Origin of the sequence: uncultured Roseobacter sp. (genome assembly GCF_947491795.1) — a bacterium.
Classification (GTDB): domain Bacteria; phylum Pseudomonadota; class Alphaproteobacteria; order Rhodobacterales; family Rhodobacteraceae; genus Roseobacter.
Genome location: NZ_CANLKW010000012.1, coordinates 1 through 21638, shown reverse-complemented (window position 1 = coordinate 21638; position 21638 = coordinate 1). Strand labels below are relative to the sequence as shown.

The window sequence follows — 21638 nt, the reverse complement described above, 5'->3', positions numbered from 1 at the left end:
ATTTTTGAATCTTGGCTAAATCTGCCCCCACTTCTATGCCTACTACCTTCTCATGAGTAAAGATGCCCTTGTGCGATCAAGTGCTTGACTCAGTCCCATTATCCGGGCCGCTCAGGTGTAGAATCCGTTCTTGTTTCTTTCTGTAGAGGTGGCCCGACGAATCTGAATAGTTGAGCTAGGTGGATTTTCCGCTCCTGATCCGGCAGCGTGCCGGGACGAAGGAGCGAAGATGGCAAGACGACCAAGACGGAACCACAGCCCTGCATTCAAGGCGAAAGTCGCATTGGCTGCATTGAAGGGCGACAAACCGAAATCGTCGAAAGAGCCCTAGAGCGATGTCGAATCATTGCACGCGAAGATCGGCCAACTGACGCTGGAAAACGTTTTTTTGGGAGAAGCACTCGCCAAGGCCGATCTGTTCGGGATCAGCCGGGGTAGTCTGTACTATGAGCCGCGTCCGGTCTGCGAAGATGACCTCAGGCTGATGCGTCGGATCGATGAGCTTCACATGGACTATCCGTTTGCGGACAGCCGGATGATGAAGGGTCTTTTGCTTCGGGAGGGCCTCACCGACGGGCGGCTGCATGTGGCCACCTGCATGAAGCGGATGGGCATCCAGGCCTTGTACCGAAGGCCGAACACGTCGAAACTGGCGCCGGGCCACAAGGTTTATCCCTATCTGCTGAGAAAGCTGACTGTGACACGACCCAATCGGGTTTGGGCAATGGACATTACCTACATCCCTATGGCGCGCGGCTTCGTCTATCTCGTTGCCGTGCTGGACTGGTTCAGCCGGAAAGTTCTGGCTTGGCGACTGTCAACGACGCTGGAAGCTGAACCGTGTGTCGAAACTTTGAAAGAGGCGATGCGCCGCCAAGGTAAACCAGGGATCATGAATGCCGATCAGGGCAACCAGTTCACATCCATAGATTTCATCAAGGTCCTGAAGGATGCCGATATCCAGATCAGCATGGACGGCAAAGGGGCGTGGCGCGACAACGTATTCGTTGAGCTGCTCTGACAGACGATCAAATACGAGGAAGTCTACCTGCGCGCTTATGACAGCGTCTCAGTCGCACGCGAAAGCCTAGAACGGTATCTGGCATTCTACAACGGCAGGAGACCACACTCATCGCTGGACGGGCAGACGCCCAATCAGGCAATCTCAACCCGTCGCTACCAATCCCGGTGGCGGCATAAGCGAGCGGAAAATCCACTTATGGAACGGCTCGAACTGTTCAGACAAACCGAACCACTTCTAAACCGCATACTAGTAGCCATAGTTGGTAACAACTCTAGAATATCTTGTAAAAGTTCAACAACAGATAAACGCGTGATATCCACGCTTTCGCCATCTTTTTTTGGTCAAAAAACAATATACTGTGTGAATGGGATATATGTCGGCTTCGAACAGATGTCGGCTGGCCTGCAGAGAGAGTTAAAGATGGACTGGGCTAGAACCAATAACTTGAAAGAAGGCAGTGAAATTCGTGTGACGGTCCCGTCTGCACATGTGCTTCTGCAGGAGATGCAAACTCGTCTCGGAAACGGAGATGGATTTTCTGTGGCCACGCTAAACTTGGACCATGTGGTGAAATTGCGTCAGCAGCCCAGATTTCAAGCAGCCTACGCTCGACATACCCATGTCACCGCTGATGGCCGCCCGGTCGTTTGGCTATTGCGATTTTCTGGTCAGTCCGTTGAGCTAGTGCCAGGCTCTGAACTGATCATCCCTGCGACAGAAATGGCAGCATGTTTGGAAGCACCAGTGGCGCTGCTAGGGACTACAAACGAAACATTAGAGAAAGCTGCTCGAGCCCTAGTCACACAGTTTCCCACCTTAAAGATTGCCGCACAGATTGCTCCCGCAATGGACTTTGATCCCGAAGGTGCCGTAGCAGACGCCTACATCGAAGAGCTCCGAACTTCGGGCGCGCGTGTCTGTTTTCTGGCTCTTGGCGCGCCCAAACAGGAAATCTTTGCAGAGCGCGCTTTTGCCCGACTGCCCCATATGGGGTTCCTGTCGATCGGGGCAGGCCTCGACTTTATCGCCGGAACGCAGAAACGCGCGCCTGCCCTTGTGCGGGCGGTGGCTGCTGAATGGCTCTGGCGGATGCTGGGGAACCCGCGGCGCCTTGCAGGGCGTTATGCAGCCTGTATCGCAATCCTTCCCGGGCTCTTCATGACTGCCAGACAGCTGCGGCGCGCAGGGCGGCGGAAACAGCCATGACAGGCTATATTGCCCTTCTTGCATGGCCGGTGCTCGCGCTCACCATGTTCCGAAAATACAGCGACACCATCGCCATCGCGCTGACCGTGATTGCGGGATATCTGCTGCTGCCGGAAACCATCGGGATCGATCCTCCCCTGATCCCCGAGTACAACAAGACATCTGCCGCGGCCCTCGCCGCCCTGGCCGTGGCCATAAGCGCCGGACAGGGGCAGGGCGTCCGCCCCGGCTGGCTGCCGGCGCATCCGCTGCTCAAAATTGCCTTTATCGCGGTCTTTGTCGGGATCTTCATGACCGTGATAACCAACGGGGATACCCTGCGCTATGGGGCAAACCGCTATCAGGCCATGCGGCCCTATGATGCCTTCTCCAACCTGCTGGCGGTAGCCATTGCGCTGATCCCCTTTCTGCTGGGTCGCCGCTTTCTGGCGCATCCCGACCAGCATTTGACGCTGCTGAAAATTCTCTGCCTGGCTGCCCTGGGGTATTCGCTACTGGCGCTTTACGAGGTGCGGATGTCGCCGCAGATTAACCGCATGGTGTACGGCTTTTTCCCGCATTCTTGGGCACAGCACTATCGCGCCGGCGGCTGGCGCCCGCTGGTTTTCCTCGAACATGGCCTCTTTCTTGGTATTTTCCTGTGCTGCGCTGTACTGGGTGCTGCAGCCTGGATGCGTCAGGCCACTGGCCAGTTGAAGACACAGCTCATCGGCATGATCGGCTGGCTTTTCATGACACTCTTTCTGAGCAAGACACTGGGCGCGTTTCTGATCTGCATTGTACTGCTGCCTGTTGTGCTGCTGCTCAGTGTTCGGCTGCAGATGTTGGCCTCACTTATTATCGTCCTGACTATCCTGACCTATCCGGTCTTACGTGGGGGAGGGGTAATTCCGACTGAACGGTTAACTAACATTGCTGAACAGATAAACCCAACCAGAGCGTCATCACTAGAGTTCCGGCTTGTCCGAGAAGAGCAGTTTCTGGAGAGAGTTAATAGCCGCCCAGTTTTTGGTTGGGGAAGCTACGGGCGGAATCGAGTGGTGGACGAGGCGACGGGTCGTCAAACTACCATTGACGGGACTTGGATAATCCTGATCACTGCAAATGGCTGGGTTGGATACTTGGGGCGGTTCGGTCTGCTGGTCCTGCCGGTAGTCTTGCTTTTCAGGCGATCTACTTCTTGGCAGTTGACCCAAGCTACTTCAGGGCTCTGTATCATGCTTGCGGCCAATATGGTTGACCTCATCCCCAATTCCGGTCTGACGCCCGTGACCTGGCTGATTGCCGGCGCGCTCGCAGGGCGGCTTGAGCTGGGGAAAATCACTGACGAGGCTGATGACACGGATGAGAGCGAAGACACCGGACGACGGCGGTATCAGCGCGCAGACACCGGCCCCCGGAACGCCCGGCCGGTCTATACCCGCCAGAAAACACCGCACGCCAGGACCCGGCCACAGACTAGGACTACCACCAGGAAGAAACCGTGACCCGTATTGCCATCTCGATCATCAACTACCGTACAGCGGATCTGACCCTGCAGTGCGTCCGGTCTGTCCTAGATGTCCTGCAGGATGCCACCGGGATCGACGGACATGTGGTTGTCGTCGACAATGCATCAGGTGACGGCTCAGCAGACATCATTGCCGACTGGATTACAGCGGTCTCTCCGCCGGTTCCGGTAGAGCTGGTTCGTTCTTCTGCCAACAGCGGCTTTTCCGGCGGGCATAACCAGGGCATCGCGGCCCGGGCTGCCGATTGGTATCTGGTGCTGAACTCGGATGCGCTACTGCGCCCCGGCTTTTTTGAGGAGATTCTGCGCCCGGTGCAGAACCGGAGCGACGCGGGTCTTGTGGTGCCCCGCCTTGAGGGCGAGGACGGTGTCGTCCAGCCCAACTGTTTCCGTTTTCCCGGCCCTGCCAGCGAGCTCATACGCAGTGCCCATACCGGTCTGGTGACCAGGGCACTGAAAGGACGCGAAGTCTCTCTGGGCCCGGACCCAGACGAGCAGGCCATCGAATGGGCGAGCTTTGCCTGCATTCTGCTGCGACATGAAATGGTGCAGCAGGTTGGTCCAATGGATGAGGGATACTTTCTCTATTTCGAGGACGCCGAATACTGTCTGCGCGCCCATCGCGCCGGGTGGAAAGTACTGCGGGCGGGCGAAGCGGTGGCGGTGCATTTCCGCGGCGGCTCCGGGCCTGTCAAGGCGCTGGCGGCCGCGCGCAAACGCCTGCCGGCCTATTTCTATAGCTCGCGCACACGGTTTCTCTATCAGGCCCATGGCCGGGCGGGACTGATGGCCGCCAACCTGGCCTGGTACCTGGGCCGGGGCATCGCCAATGCCCGCCGGCTTCTGGGACGCCGCGCACCGCCCGTGGCCATCGCCGAAGGGCGCGACATCTGGATCAACGCGACCCGGCCCCTGGGCCCCCGCCACGCCCCATGGGAGAGCTGAGATGGCCCTGGCAGATTTTATCATCATCGGTGCGATGAAATGCGGCACCTCGACCCTGCAGGTGCAGCTGGCCGCCCAGCCGGGCATCTTCATGACCACCCCCAAAGAGCCGAACTTCTTCTCGGATGATCCGGTCTTTGCTCGGGGCAGAGACTGGTACGAGGCACTCTACGCAGATGCCGCCCCCGGTGATCTCAAAGGCGAGGCCAGCACCCATTATACCAAACTGCCCACCTGGCCCGAAACTGTGCCGCGCCTGTCGGCAATGATCCCGGCGCCGAAACTGATCTATATGATCCGCAATCCGGTGACCCGGGCCGTGTCGCATTTCATCCACGAATGGAGCACCGGCGTGCTGCAGGGCGACATGACAGAGGCCTTTGCACAGCATGAGCCGCTGACAGCCTATGGCCGCTATGGCATGCAGATCGCCCCCTTTGCGGAGACCTTCGGGCGTGACGCGCTGATGCTCACCTCGCTGGAGCAGCTGACCGCAGATCCGGATGCCGAACTGGCGCGTATCGCTGATTTCATCGGTTTTGACGGCACACCGGTCTGGCAGCCCGACCAGGCACAGCAGAATGTCTCTGCCGCGCGCATCCGGCGGTTTCCGCTGCACGGGCTGCTCGTTGACAGCGCGCCTGCAATCTTTCTGCGCCGCCGTCTGATCCCCCAGAGCCTGCGCGACCGGATCCGCCAGGCGCGCACCATCGGCAAACGCCCCGAACTGCCCGACGCGCTGTGCCTGAAACTCGAGGGTATCTATAAAGAGGACCGCGCCGCACTCGCGCAGGTCTTCCCGGACCATCCGGCCCTTGACCTGTGCTATCCCTTTGCCGCCCCATGACCGTTGCCGCTGTTGTCATTGGCCGCAATGAAGGCGCGCGTCTGATCGCCTGTCTGGCCTCGCTGCAGGATCAGACCGACCAGATTGTTTATGTGGATTCAGGCTCCACCGATGGCAGCGTCGCAGCCGCCGGAGCCGCAGGCGCTGTGGTTGTCCTGCTCGACACCGACCAGGCCTTTACCGCGGCGCGTGCACGCAACGCAGGGCTGGACCGGGCGCTAGAGGCAGAGACGCCGCCCCGCTTTGTCCAGTTTGTCGATGGCGACTGCACGGTGCAGCCCGGCTGGATCGCCACCGCCCGTGCCGCCCTGGAAGCAGACCCGCAGCGCGCTGTTGTCTGCGGCCGTCGGCGGGAACGTGCGCCCGGGGCTTCGGTCTATAACCGTCTGATTGATGCAGAATGGGACACGCCTGTCGGCCAGGCCCGCGCCTGTGGCGGCGATGCGCTGATGCGCGCAGAGGCGCTGGGGCAGGTGGGCGGCTTTAACCCCGGCCTGATCGCGGGCGAGGAGCCCGAGCTCTGTGTGCGCCTGCGTCAGGCCGGCTGGCAGATCTGGCGCATTGATGCCGAGATGACCCTGCATGACGCAAACCTTACCCGCTTTGGCCAGTGGTGGACGCGCAGCCGCCGGGGCGGACATGCCTATGCCGAGGGGGCAGCACTGCACGGCGCACCGCCCGAACGCCATAACGTGGCCCAGACCCGGCGCGCGCTGCTCTGGGGGGCCGGGGTGCCGCTGGTCGCGCTCGCGGGTGCGCTGCTGGTGCATCCGGCAGCCCTGGCGGTCCTGCTGGCCTGGCCTGCGCAGGTGCTCAGACTGCGCCGCAGCGGCATGCCCTGGCACCGGGCATTCTTCCTGACCCTGGCAAAAATCCCTGAGATGCTTGGTGTGCTGGAATACTGGTTCAGCCGACTGACTGGACGGCGGCGCGTGCTAATAGAGTATAAGTAGAAGTGCATTAGAGTGTTTCAGACTGTGTCTATTCTGATGGAGGTATGGCCCGCGGATCAATTAGCGAGGCCATGACCCAGCCGGCCACAAATCCACCGAGGTGTGTTTCCCAGGCAAGCTGCCCGTTCAGTGCCCACCACATCACTACGTTCAGCACCACGAGAACCGCCACCATCCGGGCCACCGGCCAAAGGCCGGCCCGCTGGGAGAACCGGTCGATATAGGCCCAGGCCAGCAGACCGCCCGCCAGACCAAAGAGCGCGCCCGAGGCCCCGACCATGGGCTGCAGCGACGAGGACAAGAGCCCGTAAAACCCCGCCCCCCCCAGCAGCGACGCCCCGTAGACCGCCAGAAAACCACGCCCGCCCACACGGTCGATCACCCCGCGCCCCAGCGACCACATGGTGATCATATTGACCACCATGTGAACTACGCCACCGTGCAGAAACCCGTAGGTGACAAACATCGTCCAGGGCTGCCAGGCGTAGTTCGGCTCCCAGCCACGCAACAGCCCGGGCCAGAACCCGCCGTATTCGTAGATGGTGGTGCGCAGCCGGCCTGAGCCTGCAAGCCCGGCATCCCCCAGCAGCAGCAGGGCCTCGGCGATGCAGCACAGCACTATCAGAACAACCGGCAGCCATTGTGCGCCTTCGGGCCGCCAGCGGCGCGGCTCCGGGGTTCCGGTATCGTCAGTCATGGCGCCGGGGCCGCCCCGGAGGCAGGGGTATGTTGGGGTTCTGTGCGCATGGGTTCCTCCCGGACAGTTATGGCCGGAAAGAGAACCGTCTCTCAATGCTGACGAAGAGGGAATTTGACGAGCGGTCCGCTTCGTCATCAGAAATAACACGTGAATGCCGGACACCGCTGACGATGTCCCAGTCCCGGGTCAGATCGCGCCGGTAGGTGGCATTCAGGTCAATCCGGCGGCTGTCCTCGGACAGAGCGTCATTGAGGAAATTCACATCGCGCAGGCTCAGCCCGGCGTTCCAGCTGGAGACACTGTTGATGGTCTCCGAATAGTTCACAGAGAGCCGGGTGTTGACGACTTCCTCGCTGTCGGTGCTGGTGCCCGGGTCCTGACGAAAGGCCAGGGCCAGCGAGCCGCGCGGCAGCTCATGCGAATAATTCACCCCGAAAAGCGGTGCGAGATCCTGGCTTTCTGACTCCACCAGACCGGCAGACAGGCTCAGGTCCCCGCCGGGCAGCGCAATGCTGCGGCCAAACCGCAGGGTCGTGCGGCGGCCGTTTTCCTCAATGTCTGACTGCAGATCCGCTGTGAGCGCACCGTTGGTCATGTCCAGATCCGCCGACAGACCCAGCGAGGTCCCGCTTTCCACCCGCCGCACCGGCACGCCTGAGACAAATTCGTCGATCTCCACGCGGTCGCTGCCCAGGGTGATGCCCACATCCAGCCGCCGGTTGACGGCCAGCTGCAGCCCGGCATCAAACCCGGTGGTCAGCCGGTCTGTCTGCTCGCCCTCGGCGTCGAAATCACGCCAGTTCGCGCCCAGGGTTGCGGTGATCCGCGGATCGATCCGGAACCTGGCGGTCACCTCGGCGCCCTGATCATCCACATCAAACAGATCCGGGTTGGTGGTGTTGGAGAATTCGCGGTTGCGCACAAAGCCTGACAGGCTGATCCCAAAGGGTGCATCCGTGCCCAGGTCGAGCCCGAAATTCAGCCGGGTATCGGCGCGGGTGCCATTGTCGATGATCAGATCCTGATCCGTCAGCTCATCCTGAATGATGGAATCCGAAACCTCGCTCTCGCGGTAGGTCAGTCCGAAATCAAACGCTGCATTGCGCGCCGAGCGGTCATAGAACAGCCCCAGATTGGGATCGTTCAGCCCGGTATTGTTGTCCAGCGCGTCGCGGTCGCCGAACTCCAGCTGCGTGCCCAGGCTCAGACGCAGCCGGTCGCGGGCCGTGACACTGGACAGGCCAAAGGTCAGGCCGGTGCGCGCAATCAGCTCGCCCTCGCCCCCGGTGGCAACAAGATCCGGATTGTCGTCCCAGTCCAGCGACTGCGAGACATCAAGCGTTGCCTGAAGGCCTCCCTGCTGTGCGCCTGCCATCGCTGCACAGCTGCACAGAAGCGCCGTCATCAGTGCCCGGTTTCTCAAACTGCCAAGGCCCCCGCCCTTATGTTTTTCTACTCGAAGAGGCGCCGTTCCGGCGCAAGTATCACATCGCCGTCCTGCAGGCGGATGTTCTGCGCCTCGGCCCCGTTGGCCAGTGCTTTATAGTTGATACGAAAGAGGCTCTGCACCCCCGTGGTCGGATTTGTCCGGCGCAGCTGGATGCGCTTTTGCGCGGCAAACCGTGTGAACCCGCCCGACTGCGCCAGTGCCTGGAGCAGCGTGGTGCCCTCGGCAACGGTGCGGCGTCCGGGGCTGCTGACCTCGCCGATGAAATAGATCTGGATCGGCTCCAGCAGACCTTCGCTGCCGGCCAGCCCCTCTGCCTGCTGCGAGCGGCGCTGAACAGCCACAAAGACGTTCGGCGGGATCGCAAAGTTAGAGGCGATGCCGGTTGTCACGGCCCGCTCGACCTGGCCCAGTGTCCGGCCACCGGCCAGGACGGTTCCCGCATAGGGAAAACTGAACCGCCCGTCGGGCAGCACCAGAACCTGACGGTTCAGCTGCGGGTCCTCAAGGACCTCAATGTTCAGGGTGTCTCCCGGCTGGATACGATAATTCTCCTGCGCACCGGCAGGCACCGTCAGAAAAAGTGCTGCCACGAGCAGGCTGAAAACCCGAAAAATATGCATCATGCTGTACCTTCATGCTTGCGCTGTCGCTATAGTGATCGTTCAGGGCGCGCAGCGAAAGCAGAAAGGCATCCTGAGAGGCTAAACCAGCGGAATGTTGTGCCGGTGCAACGGCGTGCACCGGCTTTTTTCGGGGATTACTGGTCTGATGCGGCCTCTCTGAGCGCCTGAATACGCGCCCGGGCATCGCTGATCTGGTCGCGTGTGTCCCCCGGACCGGCAACCTCGATGGCGCGCTGATACTGGGCCAGGGCCTCTGCGTTCTGTCCCAGTTCCTGATAAACCCGTGCCAGATGGTACTGTACGATCGGATCCTCGGGCAGACCGCGCGCGGCAGGCTCCATATAGCGCAGCGCCTCCTCGGGGTCGCCCTTGCGGAAGGCAATCCAGCCATAGGTATCCTGGAAAGGGGGCAGATCGGAATCGCGCAGACGCCGGGCCACACGCCAGGCGCGCTCGAGGCTTTCGTCATCCGCCCGGTAGGTCGCCAGCAGGCTGGCCAGGTTGTTGGCCACAACCGATGAATTGGACAGACGCTCATACAGCCCCTCGTAGATGCTGATCGCACCCTCGATATCCTGTCCGCGCTCCAGCAGGGTGGCTTTGGCCCAGAGCAGACGCGGGGACTCCGGCTGGGAGGCCAGACCATCGTCAACCGCCGCCGCGGCCGCCTCCGGCTGACCGGCTGCGCGCAGCACGCGCGCCAGTTCCAGCCAGACCACCGGACGGGCAGAGTTCTCTGACAGCAGCGCCCGGTAGCCCGAGATGGCCGCGTCCAGATCGCCCGTCGCCGCACGGGTCGAGGCCGCCGCATAGCGCAGAACCGGGTTTTCCGGATCGCCCTCAACCAGCTCGTCGATATAGCTGCGCGCAGACTCCACCTCGCCGCTGGCCAGACGGGCCTGCAGAACGGCCAGCTGGGCGGCGACATTCGCATCCTCGCCCTCGGCCAGGCTTTCCAGGAACTGCGAAGCTGCCCCGATACCATCCTGCTGGTTGAGCAGGTTCGCCTCGATCTCATTGGCCTCGCCGCGGGCGCGGTCCGTATCCAGACGGCGCAGGGTGCCAATCACCTGGGTGGCACGCGGCTCGTCCTCCATGCGCAGATAAAGCTGACCCAGCAGCGACAGCAGATCCACATTGCCCGGCGCCAGACGCAGGGCCGGGATCAGGATGTCCTCTGCCGGCAGAAACCGCTCTTCCTCGATGAGCTGCGTGGCATAGCGGATGGATTCAGCCGGCGCATTGCCGGAGGCATCCACCGCCAGGGCCAGGAAATCGCGCGCCAGCTCATGGCTGCCCGCACGGGTATAGGCCTGGGCCATCAGCGTCATCGCCTGGGCATCCTCGGGCTCTTCATCAAGGGCTGCCCGCAGGCTGTTCACAGCGCCGTCGGTATCATCGGCATCGATCAGCCAGGCCGCCTGCATCTTGAGACCGGCCACATTGGTGGCGTCCTCTTCCAGGACTTCCTCGACCAGACGCCGCGCGCCCACTTCATTGCCGGTGCTGACCAGCATGCGCGCCAGGGCAATCTTGGCCTGGCGGATCTGATCAGAGGATTCCGCGGCGCCGTCGATCAGCGCGCGCATGGCCGCAACGGCCTCATCCCGGTTGCCCTCGGCAAAGTCATAGCCCGCCAGAACCATCGGATAGGTCACCGAACCGGGGTTGATCTCAATGCCGCGCTGCAGTTCGGCGCGGGCCGCATCCGTGCCCCGGGTCTGGGCAATGAACTGCACCAGCGACAGGAAATGGGTGCTCTCATCATCGGCCGGATCGGAAATATCGCGCAGGAAGGCCTCTGCCTTGTCCCGCTCATCGCGGGAGACATAAAAGCGGATCAGCGTGGATTTGATGTTGTCGTCTTTGGGGAAGCGTTCGACCATCTCCAGCAGCTGCCGTTCGATCCCGGGCTCATCGGCCATGCTGGCCAGAATGGCGAGACGCTGGTTGTAGAGGTCCTGCTCATCCGGGTCTTCGGCAATCAGCGAGTCGATCAGTTCCAGCACCCGGCCGTATTCTGCATCCAGCCGGTAGCCGTCGATCAGCACCCGGCGCAGGATCTGGCTCTCGGGCAGCTGATCCAGCAGCGCCTGGGCCTCGACCACCACAGCGCGGCGCGCCTCTGCATCCTCGGCCAGCACCGTATCACGGTAGCGGCGGCCGATATCAATTGCCTGGACCCGCGGGTCATCCATGGCCTTTTCGATGACCACGGCACCATGCCGGTCCACTTCCTGCCAGTCCGCCCGCAGGAAGGCGATTTCCGTCAGGATGCGGCGGCCTTCCAGATCATCGGGATACTGCTCCACCAGGCGCAGATACTGGCGGTAGGCCTCATTGGTGCGGCCCTCGCGCATGACAGCGCGCGCATAGGTCGTGCGGGCTTCGCGGTGACCGGGGACCAGCTCAAAAACGTTGCGCAGCTCGATCAGCGCCCGGTCGGTATCGCCGTCCTCCAGCAGGGCAAGCGCGCTTTCATAATATTCCTCGGCACGTTCCTCGGGGGAATCGCAGGCAGCGAGAGCGGCAACAAGAGCGAGGGCCACAAAGGGCCGGCGAAGCAGGGCAGGGGACACAGGGGACCTCATTTAATAACGCACCGGGACAGGATCATCCGAATGGAATGTTCCCGTACCATATTACAAATGAACAGAGGATCAAAAGAATACGACTGTTTCAAGGCAGAAGAGACGCCGCGCGCCGGTCAGTATCCGGTGCCGCGCAGCATCACGCCAACCGTGCGCAGCATAATGCGCAGATCGGTCATAAAGCTGAGTTCGGCGGCATACCTGTCGTCGTAATGCACCCGGTCCGCGAAATGGCAGTCATTGCGGTCAGACACCTGCCACAGGCCGGTGATGCCGGGACGGACCCGGAAGTAGCCCTTGCCGTCATAAAGGTCGCGCTGTTCGACCATCATCGGGCGGGGACCGACAAGCGACATGTCCCCCCAGAGCACATTCCACAGCTGCGGCAGCTCATCGACAGAGGTTTTGCGCAGCAGCGCCCCGATCCGGGTGATGCGCGGATCTTTCTTGAGCTTCTGAGTGGTGTTCCACTCGATGCGCGCCTCGGCGTTGCTCAGAAGATATTCTTCCAGCATCTGATGCGCGTCCGGCACCATGGTGCGCAGTTTCCACATCCGGAAAACGCGGCCATCCCGGCCGATACGCTGCTGGGCATAAAAGGGCGAACGGCCATCCAGAGCGATCAGCATCGCGATGATCAGCACCACCGGCAGCACAACGGGTGCGGCGGCCAGGATCACGAGCGTATCAAGAAGGCGTTTGAAGGTATTGCGGTACGCCGATCCTTTGACGGGACGTGCAGGATGAACGATCTGTCCATCAAGCTCAGCGTCCCCTGAAAGGTTCGTTAAATGCAATGTCATGAATGAATATCCAATCCGAGCGGGCAATCTTTAACAGTTCACTTTGTCGTCGCGCAAAAAATAAAAGCAGCACCATGCGTTACAACATTGTCTAAACTTATATATAATTTTGCATGAATTGGGTAACTGAATCTGGGGAGGTAAAAAGGTTTTTTTGTGATTTCTCAGGATAACTGACCGAAAAAGAAGCGTTTTCGCTGAAACCTGGTCTCTGGCAAAATTCTGCATGTGCAAAAAAATTCAACTGTGAGATGTGTTTACCGGGGAGCACATCGACAAAATCCTCTCTTTTTCATGGTTTGTCCTTAATCTGGCAACAAAACCATCGCATTCACAATGAGACTGCGAATCAAACCCGCCGGAACACTGTTGCATTCCGGCATCTGTCCTCCGGAGGTGACGGTCATGCCCCATCGCGGCCACAGTTACGGTGCACAACGCGCCTGCGACACCTATATAAACCGGGCAGACGACACGTCCGGACAGCCCCCTGGTAAGGGAAAAAACTGAACACTGTATGAGTATGGATCTTTATACCACCCACTACGGCATGAGAGAGCGGCCTTTCACGCTGCTGCCGGACCCGGACTTTCTGTTCTGGTCCCCGGCGCACAGGCGTGCCTACTCCGTGCTGGAATACGGTGTTCTGACCCGCTCGCCGCTGACGGTCATCACCGGGGCTGTGGGGGCCGGCAAAACCACCCTGATCCAGAAACTGCTCAGCTCGCTGGACGCGGACACGGTCATCGGGCTGATCTCCAATGCCCAGGGCGGGCGGGGCGATCTGCTGCGCTGGGTACTCAATGCGCTGAACATCCCGCATGATGCCCGGGCCGACTATGTCGACCTGCACCAGACGCTGCAGGATTTCGCGATCAGCGAATATGCCGAAGGGCGCCATGTGGTGCTCGTCATCGACGAGGCACAGAACCTCAGCATCGAGGCGCTCGAGGAGCTGCGGCTGCTGACAAACATCAATTCCAACAAGGACGAGCTGATGCAGCTGATCCTTGTGGGTCAGCCCGAGCTGCGCCATATGATCGAACGCCCCGAGCTGCGGCAGTTTGCCCAGCGGGTGGCGGCGGCCTATCACCTCGACCCGATGGACCGGGCCACGACCATAAAATACATTACACACCGGCTTGTTCACGCCGGTGGCTCCGGAGAGGAGTTTACCCGGCCCGCGCTCAGCCGCATCTACGCGGAAACGGGCGGCGTCCCGCGGCTGGTGAACAAACTGTGCGATCTGGCACTGGTCTATGCGGCGGGCGCGGAACGTGAACGTGTCGGCAGCCCCCTGATCAGCGAGCTGATCCGCGACGGCATCTTTTTTAACCCGGTCAAGAACCCGCCGCTGTTTCTGGACCGTGACTATCTTGTAGGTAACCATCAGTTTCCCGGTAAGGCAGCAGAATGAACATCGATCTCTGGTTCTATTTTAAACTTCTGATCCGGCGCCTGCCGGTGATGACCGCGCTCTTTCTCATCTGTGCCGGCATCGGCGCGGCGGTGGCCATGCGGCTGCCGGATGTCTATTCCGCCTCTGCCCGGCTGCTGGTGGAAAGCCCGCAGATCCCCGATTCCATGGCCTCCTCCACGATCCAGGCCGGGGCCCGCGAACAGCTCTCGGTGATCCAGCAGCAGCTGCTGACCCGCGCCAACCTCATCGACATCGCAAATGAATTCAGCGTTTTCCCGAATATCCGCCAGATGCGGCCCGACGATGTGGTCGCCGGCATGCGCTCGGCCACGCGGATTCGCCGGACCGGTGGGCGCGATCAGGCCCTGCTGATGAGCATAACTTTTGAGAATGAAAACCCACGCGTCGCGGCGGCCGTGGTCAACGAATATGTGACCCTGATCCTGGATGCCAGCGCGCGCTTCCGCCTCGACCGAACCCAGGGCACACTGGATTTCTTTGAACAGGAGGTCGAGCGTCTGGGCATCGAGCTGGACGCGCAGAGTGCAAAAATAGTCTCCTTCAAGAACCAGAACAAGAACGCCCTGCCGGATGACCTCGGCTACCGGCAGAACCGGCAGTCCCTGCTGCAGGAGCGCCTGTCCCGGCTGGAACGCGAGTTCTCCTCGCTCTCTGAGCGCCGACAGCAGATGACCACCCTCTTTGAGACCACCGGCCGGATCGACAATGGTGCCAACCAGTCCTCCGAGGTCCAGCAGCTCAACCGGCTGCGCCGCGATCTGGACCAGGCCCTGGCGGTCTATTCGGAAACCCACCCACGGGTGCGCCTGCTGCAGAGCCGGATCGGACAGCTGGAAAGTGTTGTCGCCGGACAGCTGAGCGGCGGCGACGCAGGTGGGGCCTCGATTCTGGACATAAATCTCGCTGAGATAGACGCACGAATGGCCGACCTGTCCCGCTCCATCAGCGAGACAAGCGGCGAGCTTGAGAGGCTGCGCCTGTCGATCGAGGCCACCCCCTCCAACAGCATCGCGCTCGGCGCGCTGAACCGGGACTACCAGAACATCCAGTCGCTCTATAACGCGGCTGTGCGCAACCTGAGCGAGGCCCAGATGGGCGAGCGGATCGAGGTCACCTCCAAGGGCCAGCGTGTCTCTGTGCTCGAGGGGGCCAATGTGCCGAACCGGCCCTCGGGGCCGAACCGCACCAAGCTGATCGCAGCCGGGGTCGGGGCAGGGCTGGGCCTTGCGGTCGGGTTCTTTGTGCTGCTGGAGCTGCTGAACCGTTCCATCCGCCGCCCCGCAGAGATCGTCAGCCGCTTTGGCGTGACCCCGCTGGCCACCATCCCCTTCATGGAATCCCAGACCCACCGCTGGGTCCGGCGCGGCGCGCTGATCACCGCCTTTGTCGCGGTGCTGGTCGGGGTGCCCCTGGCGCTGTGGATCATCGACAGCCAGTATATGCCGCTGGAGCTTCTTGCCTCCAAAATTGTCGGCAAACTGGGCTTTTCCTGATGGTAACCCCTTTCGTGTATCATCCGCTCCGCACCTATATTCCAGCGCAGGACTGAAGTATGGAAAAATTACAGACCGCCATCGAAAAAGCCCGTCAGAAACGGGCGGGCAGCAAAGAGCAGGAACCGGCCACCCCCCGTCCGGCCGCGCGCAAACCGGCCGGCGGCGGCAGCGCGCCCGACAGCCTGTGGGACAGTATCCCGCTCTGCCAGCCCTCCGAGGCGCTGCTGGAAAAGAACCGCATCGTGACGCTGAAGGCGGGCAAGGCGGCAACGCCCTTTGACATCCTGCGCACCAAGATCCTGCTGCAGATGCGCCAGAACAACTGGACGCGCCTGGCCATCACCTCAGCCACACCGGGCAGTGGCAAGACCACCATCGCCTGTAACCTGGCGCTTGGTTTGGGGCGTCAGAAAGACCTGCGCGCCATGCTCTTTGATCTCGATCTGCGCCGGCCCCATGCCAGCCGAACCCTGGGGCTGAACAACCCGCACAATCTGAGCGATGTGCTGACGGGCGGGGTCTCCTTTGAGGAGCAGGCCATGCGTGTCGGCTCCAATGTGATCCTGTCGCTGACCAACCAGGCGGCCAGTGACCCCACGACCATTCTGCTGGGCGACGAAACCCAGGCCAGGCTGGACGAGATCCAGGACCGCTACAAACCGGACCTGATGATCTTTGACCTGCCGCCTGTGCTGGTCAGCGATGACACCCGCGCCTTTCTCAACAACGTTGACTGCGCGCTGATCGTGGCCCGGGCCAACCAGACCCGCTATGGCCAGTTCGACGCCGCCGAACACGAAATCGCCGAACACACCAACGTGTTGGGCGTGGTCCTCAACGGCAGCGGCGCAGTCGGTGACGACGAAATGTCCTATGGTGGATACGGCTACGAATAAAACTTTTGTGGAAGAGCTATTTAAGCGCGCAAAACAATCATTGGTACAGCCCTCGCAGCTCTAAGCACGGCCAGAGTTCAGTCCTTTGGGAAACGCGGTCATCTCTTTTACAAACACGAGTACACCCGCCTCTGATCCTTTAACAATCCGCTGAAAACATCCTATTCAGAAGACTTTCTGATTGCGTTCGTTATGTTTTATGGGTGCCTTCTGTCGCCGTCAAACTGACCCAGTAGTCTGGTCTAATTCAATCACCACAAAGACGGCTGCTGCCTAGGGTCAGGATTCATAACCAGAACATAATGACGGCGGCCAATGCGCAGGCTGAGAGGAAGATTTTGGGCATCTGTCGTAGCGTGTGGCCACGCGCCGCCAGTCCTTGAGGCGGGCAAAGCTGTTCTCGATTTTGTGTCGCTTTTGTAACGGGTTTCGTCGTGCGGGATTGGGACTTTGCGGCTCTTGCGCGACGGGATGCATGGCGTGACCCCCTTGTCTTCAAGGGCTTCGCGATACCAATCCGCATCATAGCGACGATCCGCGAGCATGTGTTTGGCCTCAGGCAAGTCGCTCAGCAAAGCCTTCGCACCAATGTAATCGCTGCGCTGACCGGCGGTCAGAAACATCCGCAAAGGCCGACCAAGAGCGTCCGTGACGGCATGAAGCTTCGAGTTCATCCCGCCCTTGGTCCGCCCGATCAGGCGGCCACGCCCCCCTTTTCAACTGCATGCTGGTCGCAGTGCGGTGCGTCTTCAAATGGGTGGCGTCGATCATCAGCGTGTCCGTTTCGCCACCTTGATCCGCAAGTTCCAGAAGCATCCGGGCGAAGATTCCTTTCTCGCTCCAGCGCTTCCAACGACTGTAAAGCGTCTTGGGTGGCCCGTATTCAGCAGGCGCATCCCGCCACCGTAAACCGTTGCGATTGATGAAGATAATACCGGACAACACACGTTTATCGTCGACCCGAGGCTTTCCGTGGGACTTGGGAAAGAAAGGTTCAAGCTTCGCTATCTGCGCGTCGCTCAGCCAGTAAAGATCAGACATGTCACCCCTCCGTTTTGAGGAGCCGTGAATCATGCAGCGCGCAGAAAATCAATGCATCCTGACCCTAAAATGCAGCGCTGTAATTCTTCTCGATCACCGTGCTGTTTTCACGTCTTCATACTGTCAACATCGCGAGGTCAAAAGCTGGAATTCCACCAAGCTCAGATACTCAGATTTTCGACCGCCCCTCTGCTGAGCAAGCGACAAATATAACATTTGACTCCCCATGAGGGCATATGCGCTTAATGAAACAACCAATTGGGGTGTCACAGGGTTATTACAATGAAGAAAACGCTATTTTCCACAATACTACTGATATGGTCACTCGCTGGTGCAACGCAGGCTGCGACATTATCCGGCCTGTTTGAGGTTGGCGTCGTACACACGACAAATATGAATTCGGCAGATTCTCAAGCCACACTTGAAAACCTGATACGCGAGGCAGGAACGGCTGCGCCTGGATCAATAGATACCTTTCAATATGAAGGAGAACTAAACTTTGGAACATTCAATGGAGATGACAGCACAACTATCGCAGGCTGGCTTAGCACAGGTGGCGGCACGGTAACTGGTCTCGATATCGGCGATCTTCAGCTAAGCACCGATAGCATCGGTAACTCTACAGCCACGACGACTTTCTTTTTGTTTTCGGCTACTTTCCCTCTCGATTCCGGAGAATTTGTTGTCCGTCATGATGATGGGATAGCTTTTTTTCAAAACGGAAGTACTGAACCATTTGGAGAGTCCAGAGGGCCCACTAGTGAAATCACAACGGATATCTCAGGTTTTTCAGGAGGCTCACTGGAAATACTTTACGTCGCGACCAACGGGAATCCATCAGTACTGAATGTGGATTATGAACCCACACCCGTCCCACTACCCGCAAGTCTCCCCATGATGATATTAGGAATGTTTGGCCTCGGTGTTCTTGCTCACAAGCGAAAAACGCTTTAACGGGGCGGTAATCCCCCGAAATTTAGGGGTGTGCCGAAGTGTCCCGCGTACTTTTTTGGGAACACGCCATCGGCCCAGAAGTTGCGTTTGATCTCTCTGAAGATCGTCGATTTGTGGCGCTTCAGAACGCGTGCCATTTCGGCGACAGGGACCTTTGCGAGCCACCAATCTTCGATCCTGCGACATATCCGGCAGCCTTGAAGTAGTTCCAGCATTCGTCCTGGGAGTAGAGGTCACAGATATCGGAAAGCGCTTGGAACATATCGGTGAAGGTTCGAGCGCCGATCCTGCGCAGGTGCGCCTTGAGTTTCGAGAATGCCATTTCAATCGGGTTCAGGTCTGGGCTGTACGGCGGCAAGAACAAGAACCAGCATCCGGCTTTGCGCATGGCTTTGGCCGCAGCGGCATTCTTGTGCGTAGCAAGGTTGTCCAGGATGACGACGGCACCAGCACCTGCTCGACATAGGCTACAAAGGCTTCGCCATCCATCGCCCCCTTAATGACCCATGGGGCGATCAACGCATCGGCGCTGAGACCTGCGATGAGGGTCTGTGTGCCCCATGATCCAAAGGGCGCATCCATGACCAGTCGCTTGCCGCGCTGTGACCACCCACGCTGGCGGGTCAGGTTGGTTTTGACAGAGGTTTCGTCAATGAAGACTACGCGATCCGGGCGCCCTTGAGGCGCGGCTATGGCCTTCCCAGTTCGCCGGATCGCAAGTCCCCAACGCGCGCCGGTGGCGGGTGAAAGCTTCAAACGCAACGCCGCAGCACGCCCGCTTAACCCTTCTTCAATCAATCTCTGAAACCACGCCCGCAGCGCGTCTGGCAAAGGTGCTGACATGATCCATCCTCCCAAACAGGGAGAATCACAGATCAGCTCTTATGGGAATCCCTCACGATTCAGGTTTTTGGCCGGATGCTTTAGATAACTCATTGTTTTCTAACAGGAGTCGCACTTCAAAGTAGCGCGTACCGCTACAAACATAATGTTAGGATAATGTAAATTATGGTAAATTTTATATATCCGTCGTCAGGGTTTTTGGGACAAATGGTGGCCTGAGCTAAGAGAGGATCTGGCACATCTTGTTGTTTTGATTATGCGGCGGATTTGCGGTGAAGCAATCGTCGCGTTTCAATTTCCAAAGGCTACGATCAAAAATCTATCGACAGGCTGTGCACGGTTTTTGAACCGGAGCCAGTTGCCGGACGAATTGAAAACGAGTTTGTTCTTTTGTGCTTCGCAGGTGCCAACCTTGTTGGAACAGTGGGGCTGAGAGGTGACTATCTGCGTTCGATGTTGGTGGAGCCGGCGTATCAAGGGCGAGGGTTTGGCAAAGTGCTGGTTGCAAGAATTGAAGAGGAAGCGCGAAAAAAGCGATACCAGAAGTCATGGTTCATTCCTCGCTAACTGCGCGAGAGTTTTACTCGGCTCTTGGCTATGAATTTATAGAGTTGCAATCATACCCGGAAGGGCCGTTCGTCCTGATGAGAAAGTCGCTCTAATAGCAACTTATAGGAAGCAGAAGAAAGGCACGAACCGCAGTTGCCAGACTGCTCAAAGAGTGACCGATAGAGCTCTAAAATGCGAAACACCGGCAGAGGATTTGACCCATCGGTAAGCGTCTGGCCTGACTGCCCTATGGATTAGTTTTCCAAGGCAGTAGATCATCGACGCGGTTAATCTTGTAGTCTGGAATGCGGGCGAGTGTGTCGGCAAACCAAGCCTGCGGGTAGATATCGTTCAGTTTGGCGGTTTCGAGCAAAGTGTAGGCAATCGCGGCGGCGCGGCCACCGGTCTGCGATCCGACAAACAGGTAGTTTTTGCGCCTGATTGCTACCGATCTCATGGCCCTTTCGGCGGTATTTTATCCAATTCCAGGATGCCATGGTCGAGACATGGCCTCAGTCGCGCCATACGCGTCAGTGCATAGCGGATCGCGCCAGCAAGTGGTGATTTACCCGAGATACTGGGCAGTTGAGCGTGGAGCCACATTTCCAGATCATCGAAGATCGGCCTTGCCTGTGCTTGTCTGAGATCGACGCGTCGACCTGGCGGCGACCCGCGTGCCTCTTTCTCTACCGCATGGAGTTGCCCGATGCGCTTAATGGCCTCATCAGCTGGAAATCATGCGGCCTGTGGTCTCGTATGCCGGGATAGCGCTGCGCGATATAGGCGAAGTCGATTTCTGCGCCGAATCCAAGGTCTTTGAAGGTCAGCACAGCTGAGGCGATGGTTTAGCCCATGGCGGCGGCGACCATCGTTACCATCAGCACGCCGACGGCAATGCGCACCCTACCCATGTGTCATCTGGCGTTCAGTTTCTCTGTGGACATCTGCGGTTTGGTGTTTTTCGTATTCGGTTTCGGCGAGTTCATCGGCTACCTGTCGCAGGGCTTCGGAGTTGGCCGTTGCGGCGTCAGACTGCAGATAAGCCCTGGTGGCGTAGAGCCGGTCGAGGCGGTCTTCGAGAACCTGCTCCAGCGCGTCGGCATCGCCAGAGGTAAGCCGGGCTGACTGCTTCTCATCGATCACCCTCGCGATCTCCGCACGGAATGCCGTGCGGTCAGCTTCCGTCTCAAAGGGCCCGGTCAGCTGCCCTGCGCGCTCAAGGGCCAGAACACGATCCAGTTCGGGTGTCTCAACAGGACGCGCCTCCCTCTCCATCTGACGGGCCTCACTGACACGCACGTAGGTCTCACCCAGACCCTCGGCCAGGTGCCCGGGCATATCCGGGTAGCGAACCTGCAGGTCCCGCGCGACAGCTACGGAGATCGGTGTCTGGCTATGCGCCGCCATGCGCGCGGCCTCAACCTCCCGGGTAATCCGGCCGGCCAGAGTACGGTCGACAATCTGCGTCCGGCCTTCCTCGTCCATGCGGATGACATCAGTCGGGCTTTGGATCAGTTCCGGGTGATCCCTCAGATAGGCGCGTTGCTCGTCCTCGAGCCGCTCCACGGCGCGGGTCTCAGTCCCAGCTTCCTCACGAAGGGCAGGTGGTGTGCGGATACGCAATTCGTTGGACGTTGCCGCAATCCGGTCTTCCGTCAGATGCGCCCGCAGCTCGCGGGCCTCCTCAATGACCCCATCCCGGCGCAACACGTTCTCACGCTCCAACAGCGTGCCAAGTTCGACGTGCACGTCATTGAGAATGTCGC

At 59.7% G+C, this 21638-nt stretch carries 17 protein-coding genes and 5 pseudogenes; 11 read left to right on the top strand and 11 right to left on the bottom strand.

What is annotated here, in order from left to right; translation table 11 throughout:
• Positions 1-229 precede the first annotated feature (229 nt).
• The 6 genes and pseudogenes from Q1A34_RS21235 (at position 230) to Q1A34_RS21210 (ending at position 6485) form a co-directional block, all read left to right on the top strand.
• Positions 230-1200: pseudogene (locus Q1A34_RS21235) on the top strand (IS3 family transposase).
• A gap of 19 nt (positions 1201-1219) precedes the next feature.
• Positions 1220-2230 (top strand): WecB/TagA/CpsF family glycosyltransferase, encoded by a 1011-nt coding sequence (locus Q1A34_RS21230; RefSeq protein ID WP_366942875.1) that lies wholly within the window; start codon positions 1220-1222, stop codon positions 2228-2230.
• On the top strand, positions 2227-3717 hold the full coding sequence (locus Q1A34_RS21225) for a hypothetical protein (RefSeq protein WP_300039363.1): 1491 nt from the start codon (positions 2227-2229) through the stop codon (positions 3715-3717). The genes Q1A34_RS21230 and Q1A34_RS21225 overlap by 4 nt, the downstream gene beginning before the upstream one ends.
• Entirely contained in the window at positions 3714-4685 is a 972-nt protein-coding gene (locus tag Q1A34_RS21220; protein ID WP_300039361.1) for a glycosyltransferase family 2 protein, read from the top strand. The genes Q1A34_RS21225 and Q1A34_RS21220 overlap by 4 nt, the downstream gene beginning before the upstream one ends.
• A gap of 1 nt (position 4686) precedes the next feature.
• A complete protein-coding gene (locus Q1A34_RS21215; RefSeq protein WP_300039359.1) occupies positions 4687-5532 on the top strand; it encodes a sulfotransferase in 846 nt (281 codons plus the stop codon).
• The gene (locus Q1A34_RS21210) at positions 5529-6485 is read left to right on the top strand and encodes a glycosyltransferase (RefSeq protein WP_300039357.1); all 957 of its coding nucleotides are present in this window, start codon (positions 5529-5531) and stop codon (positions 6483-6485) included. Before Q1A34_RS21215 ends, Q1A34_RS21210 begins: the two co-directional genes overlap by 4 nt.
• Before the next feature lie 28 nt (positions 6486-6513).
• On the opposite strand, the gene Q1A34_RS21205 is transcribed toward Q1A34_RS21210, so the two are convergent.
• The 5 genes from Q1A34_RS21205 to Q1A34_RS21185 form a co-directional block, all read right to left on the bottom strand.
• Positions 6514-7182, bottom strand: a complete 669-nt coding sequence (locus Q1A34_RS21205) for a rhomboid family intramembrane serine protease (RefSeq protein ID WP_300039355.1) — start codon at positions 7180-7182, stop codon at positions 6514-6516.
• A 67-nt stretch (positions 7183-7249) separates the two neighbouring features.
• Positions 7250-8590 carry a hypothetical protein gene (locus Q1A34_RS21200; RefSeq protein ID WP_300039352.1) on the bottom strand — a complete coding sequence of 447 codons (1341 nt, stop codon included), beginning with the start codon at positions 8588-8590 and terminating at the stop codon, positions 7250-7252.
• A gap of 47 nt (positions 8591-8637) precedes the next feature.
• The gene (locus Q1A34_RS21195) at positions 8638-9258 is read right to left on the bottom strand and encodes a polysaccharide biosynthesis/export family protein (protein WP_300039350.1); all 621 of its coding nucleotides are present in this window, start codon (positions 9256-9258) and stop codon (positions 8638-8640) included.
• Positions 9259-9392: 134 nt separating this feature from the next.
• Complete coding sequence (locus Q1A34_RS21190) at positions 9393-11837, bottom strand: tetratricopeptide repeat protein (protein WP_300039347.1); 2445 nt, start codon at positions 11835-11837, stop codon at positions 9393-9395.
• Positions 11838-11965: 128 nt separating this feature from the next.
• The gene (locus tag Q1A34_RS21185) at positions 11966-12652 is read right to left on the bottom strand and encodes a sugar transferase (protein ID WP_300039345.1); all 687 of its coding nucleotides are present in this window, start codon (positions 12650-12652) and stop codon (positions 11966-11968) included.
• A 517-nt stretch (positions 12653-13169) separates the two neighbouring features.
• On the opposite strand from Q1A34_RS21185, the gene Q1A34_RS21180 reads away from it, so the two are divergent.
• From Q1A34_RS21180 to Q1A34_RS21170, 3 genes are read left to right on the top strand one after another with little or no spacing between them, the layout of a single operon-like run.
• On the top strand, positions 13170-14069 hold the full coding sequence (locus Q1A34_RS21180; protein WP_300039343.1) for an AAA family ATPase: 900 nt from the start codon (positions 13170-13172) through the stop codon (positions 14067-14069).
• Positions 14066-15586: a Wzz/FepE/Etk N-terminal domain-containing protein gene (locus tag Q1A34_RS21175; RefSeq protein WP_300039341.1), complete on the top strand. Its 1521-nt coding sequence runs from the start codon at positions 14066-14068 to the stop codon at positions 15584-15586. Before Q1A34_RS21180 ends, Q1A34_RS21175 begins: the two co-directional genes overlap by 4 nt.
• Positions 15587-15645: 59 nt before the next feature.
• Positions 15646-16485, top strand: a complete 840-nt coding sequence (locus tag Q1A34_RS21170; protein ID WP_300039338.1) for a CpsD/CapB family tyrosine-protein kinase — start codon at positions 15646-15648, stop codon at positions 16483-16485.
• Between the two features lie 286 nt (positions 16486-16771).
• Here the strand turns inward: Q1A34_RS21170 and Q1A34_RS21165 are convergent.
• Positions 16772-17526, bottom strand: a pseudogene (locus tag Q1A34_RS21165) (IS5 family transposase).
• A 282-nt stretch (positions 17527-17808) separates the two neighbouring features.
• Here Q1A34_RS21165 and Q1A34_RS21160 point away from each other — a divergent pair.
• On the top strand, positions 17809-18480 hold the full coding sequence (locus tag Q1A34_RS21160; protein ID WP_300039336.1) for a VPLPA-CTERM sorting domain-containing protein: 672 nt from the start codon (positions 17809-17811) through the stop codon (positions 18478-18480).
• 68 nt (positions 18481-18548) lie between these two features.
• On the opposite strand, the pseudogene Q1A34_RS21155 reads toward Q1A34_RS21160, so the two are convergent.
• Together Q1A34_RS21155 and Q1A34_RS21150 are read right to left on the bottom strand one after the other, a co-directional pair.
• Positions 18549-18638, bottom strand: a pseudogene (locus Q1A34_RS21155) (helix-turn-helix domain-containing protein); the annotation flags it as partial.
• Positions 18602-19323 (bottom strand): annotated as a pseudogene (locus Q1A34_RS21150) (IS630 family transposase). The pseudogenes Q1A34_RS21155 and Q1A34_RS21150, both read right to left, overlap by 37 nt.
• A gap of 294 nt (positions 19324-19617) precedes the next feature.
• Between Q1A34_RS21150 and Q1A34_RS22075 the strand changes: the two are divergent.
• The gene (locus tag Q1A34_RS22075) at positions 19618-19890 is read left to right on the top strand and encodes a GNAT family N-acetyltransferase (protein WP_366942876.1); all 273 of its coding nucleotides are present in this window, start codon (positions 19618-19620) and stop codon (positions 19888-19890) included.
• Positions 19891-20119: 229 nt separating this feature from the next.
• Here Q1A34_RS22075 and Q1A34_RS21145 read toward each other — a convergent pair whose 3' ends face one another.
• The 3 genes and pseudogenes from Q1A34_RS21145 to Q1A34_RS21135 all read right to left on the bottom strand — a co-directional run.
• Positions 20120-20329 carry a transposase domain-containing protein gene (locus tag Q1A34_RS21145; protein WP_300039334.1) on the bottom strand — a complete coding sequence of 70 codons (210 nt, stop codon included), beginning with the start codon at positions 20327-20329 and terminating at the stop codon, positions 20120-20122.
• Positions 20326-20580: a transposase gene (locus Q1A34_RS21140; protein ID WP_300039422.1), complete on the bottom strand. Its 255-nt coding sequence runs from the start codon at positions 20578-20580 to the stop codon at positions 20326-20328. The genes Q1A34_RS21145 and Q1A34_RS21140 overlap by 4 nt, the downstream gene beginning before the upstream one ends.
• Positions 20581-20775: 195 nt before the next feature.
• Positions 20776-21638, bottom strand: a pseudogene (locus Q1A34_RS21135) (endonuclease); the annotation flags it as partial.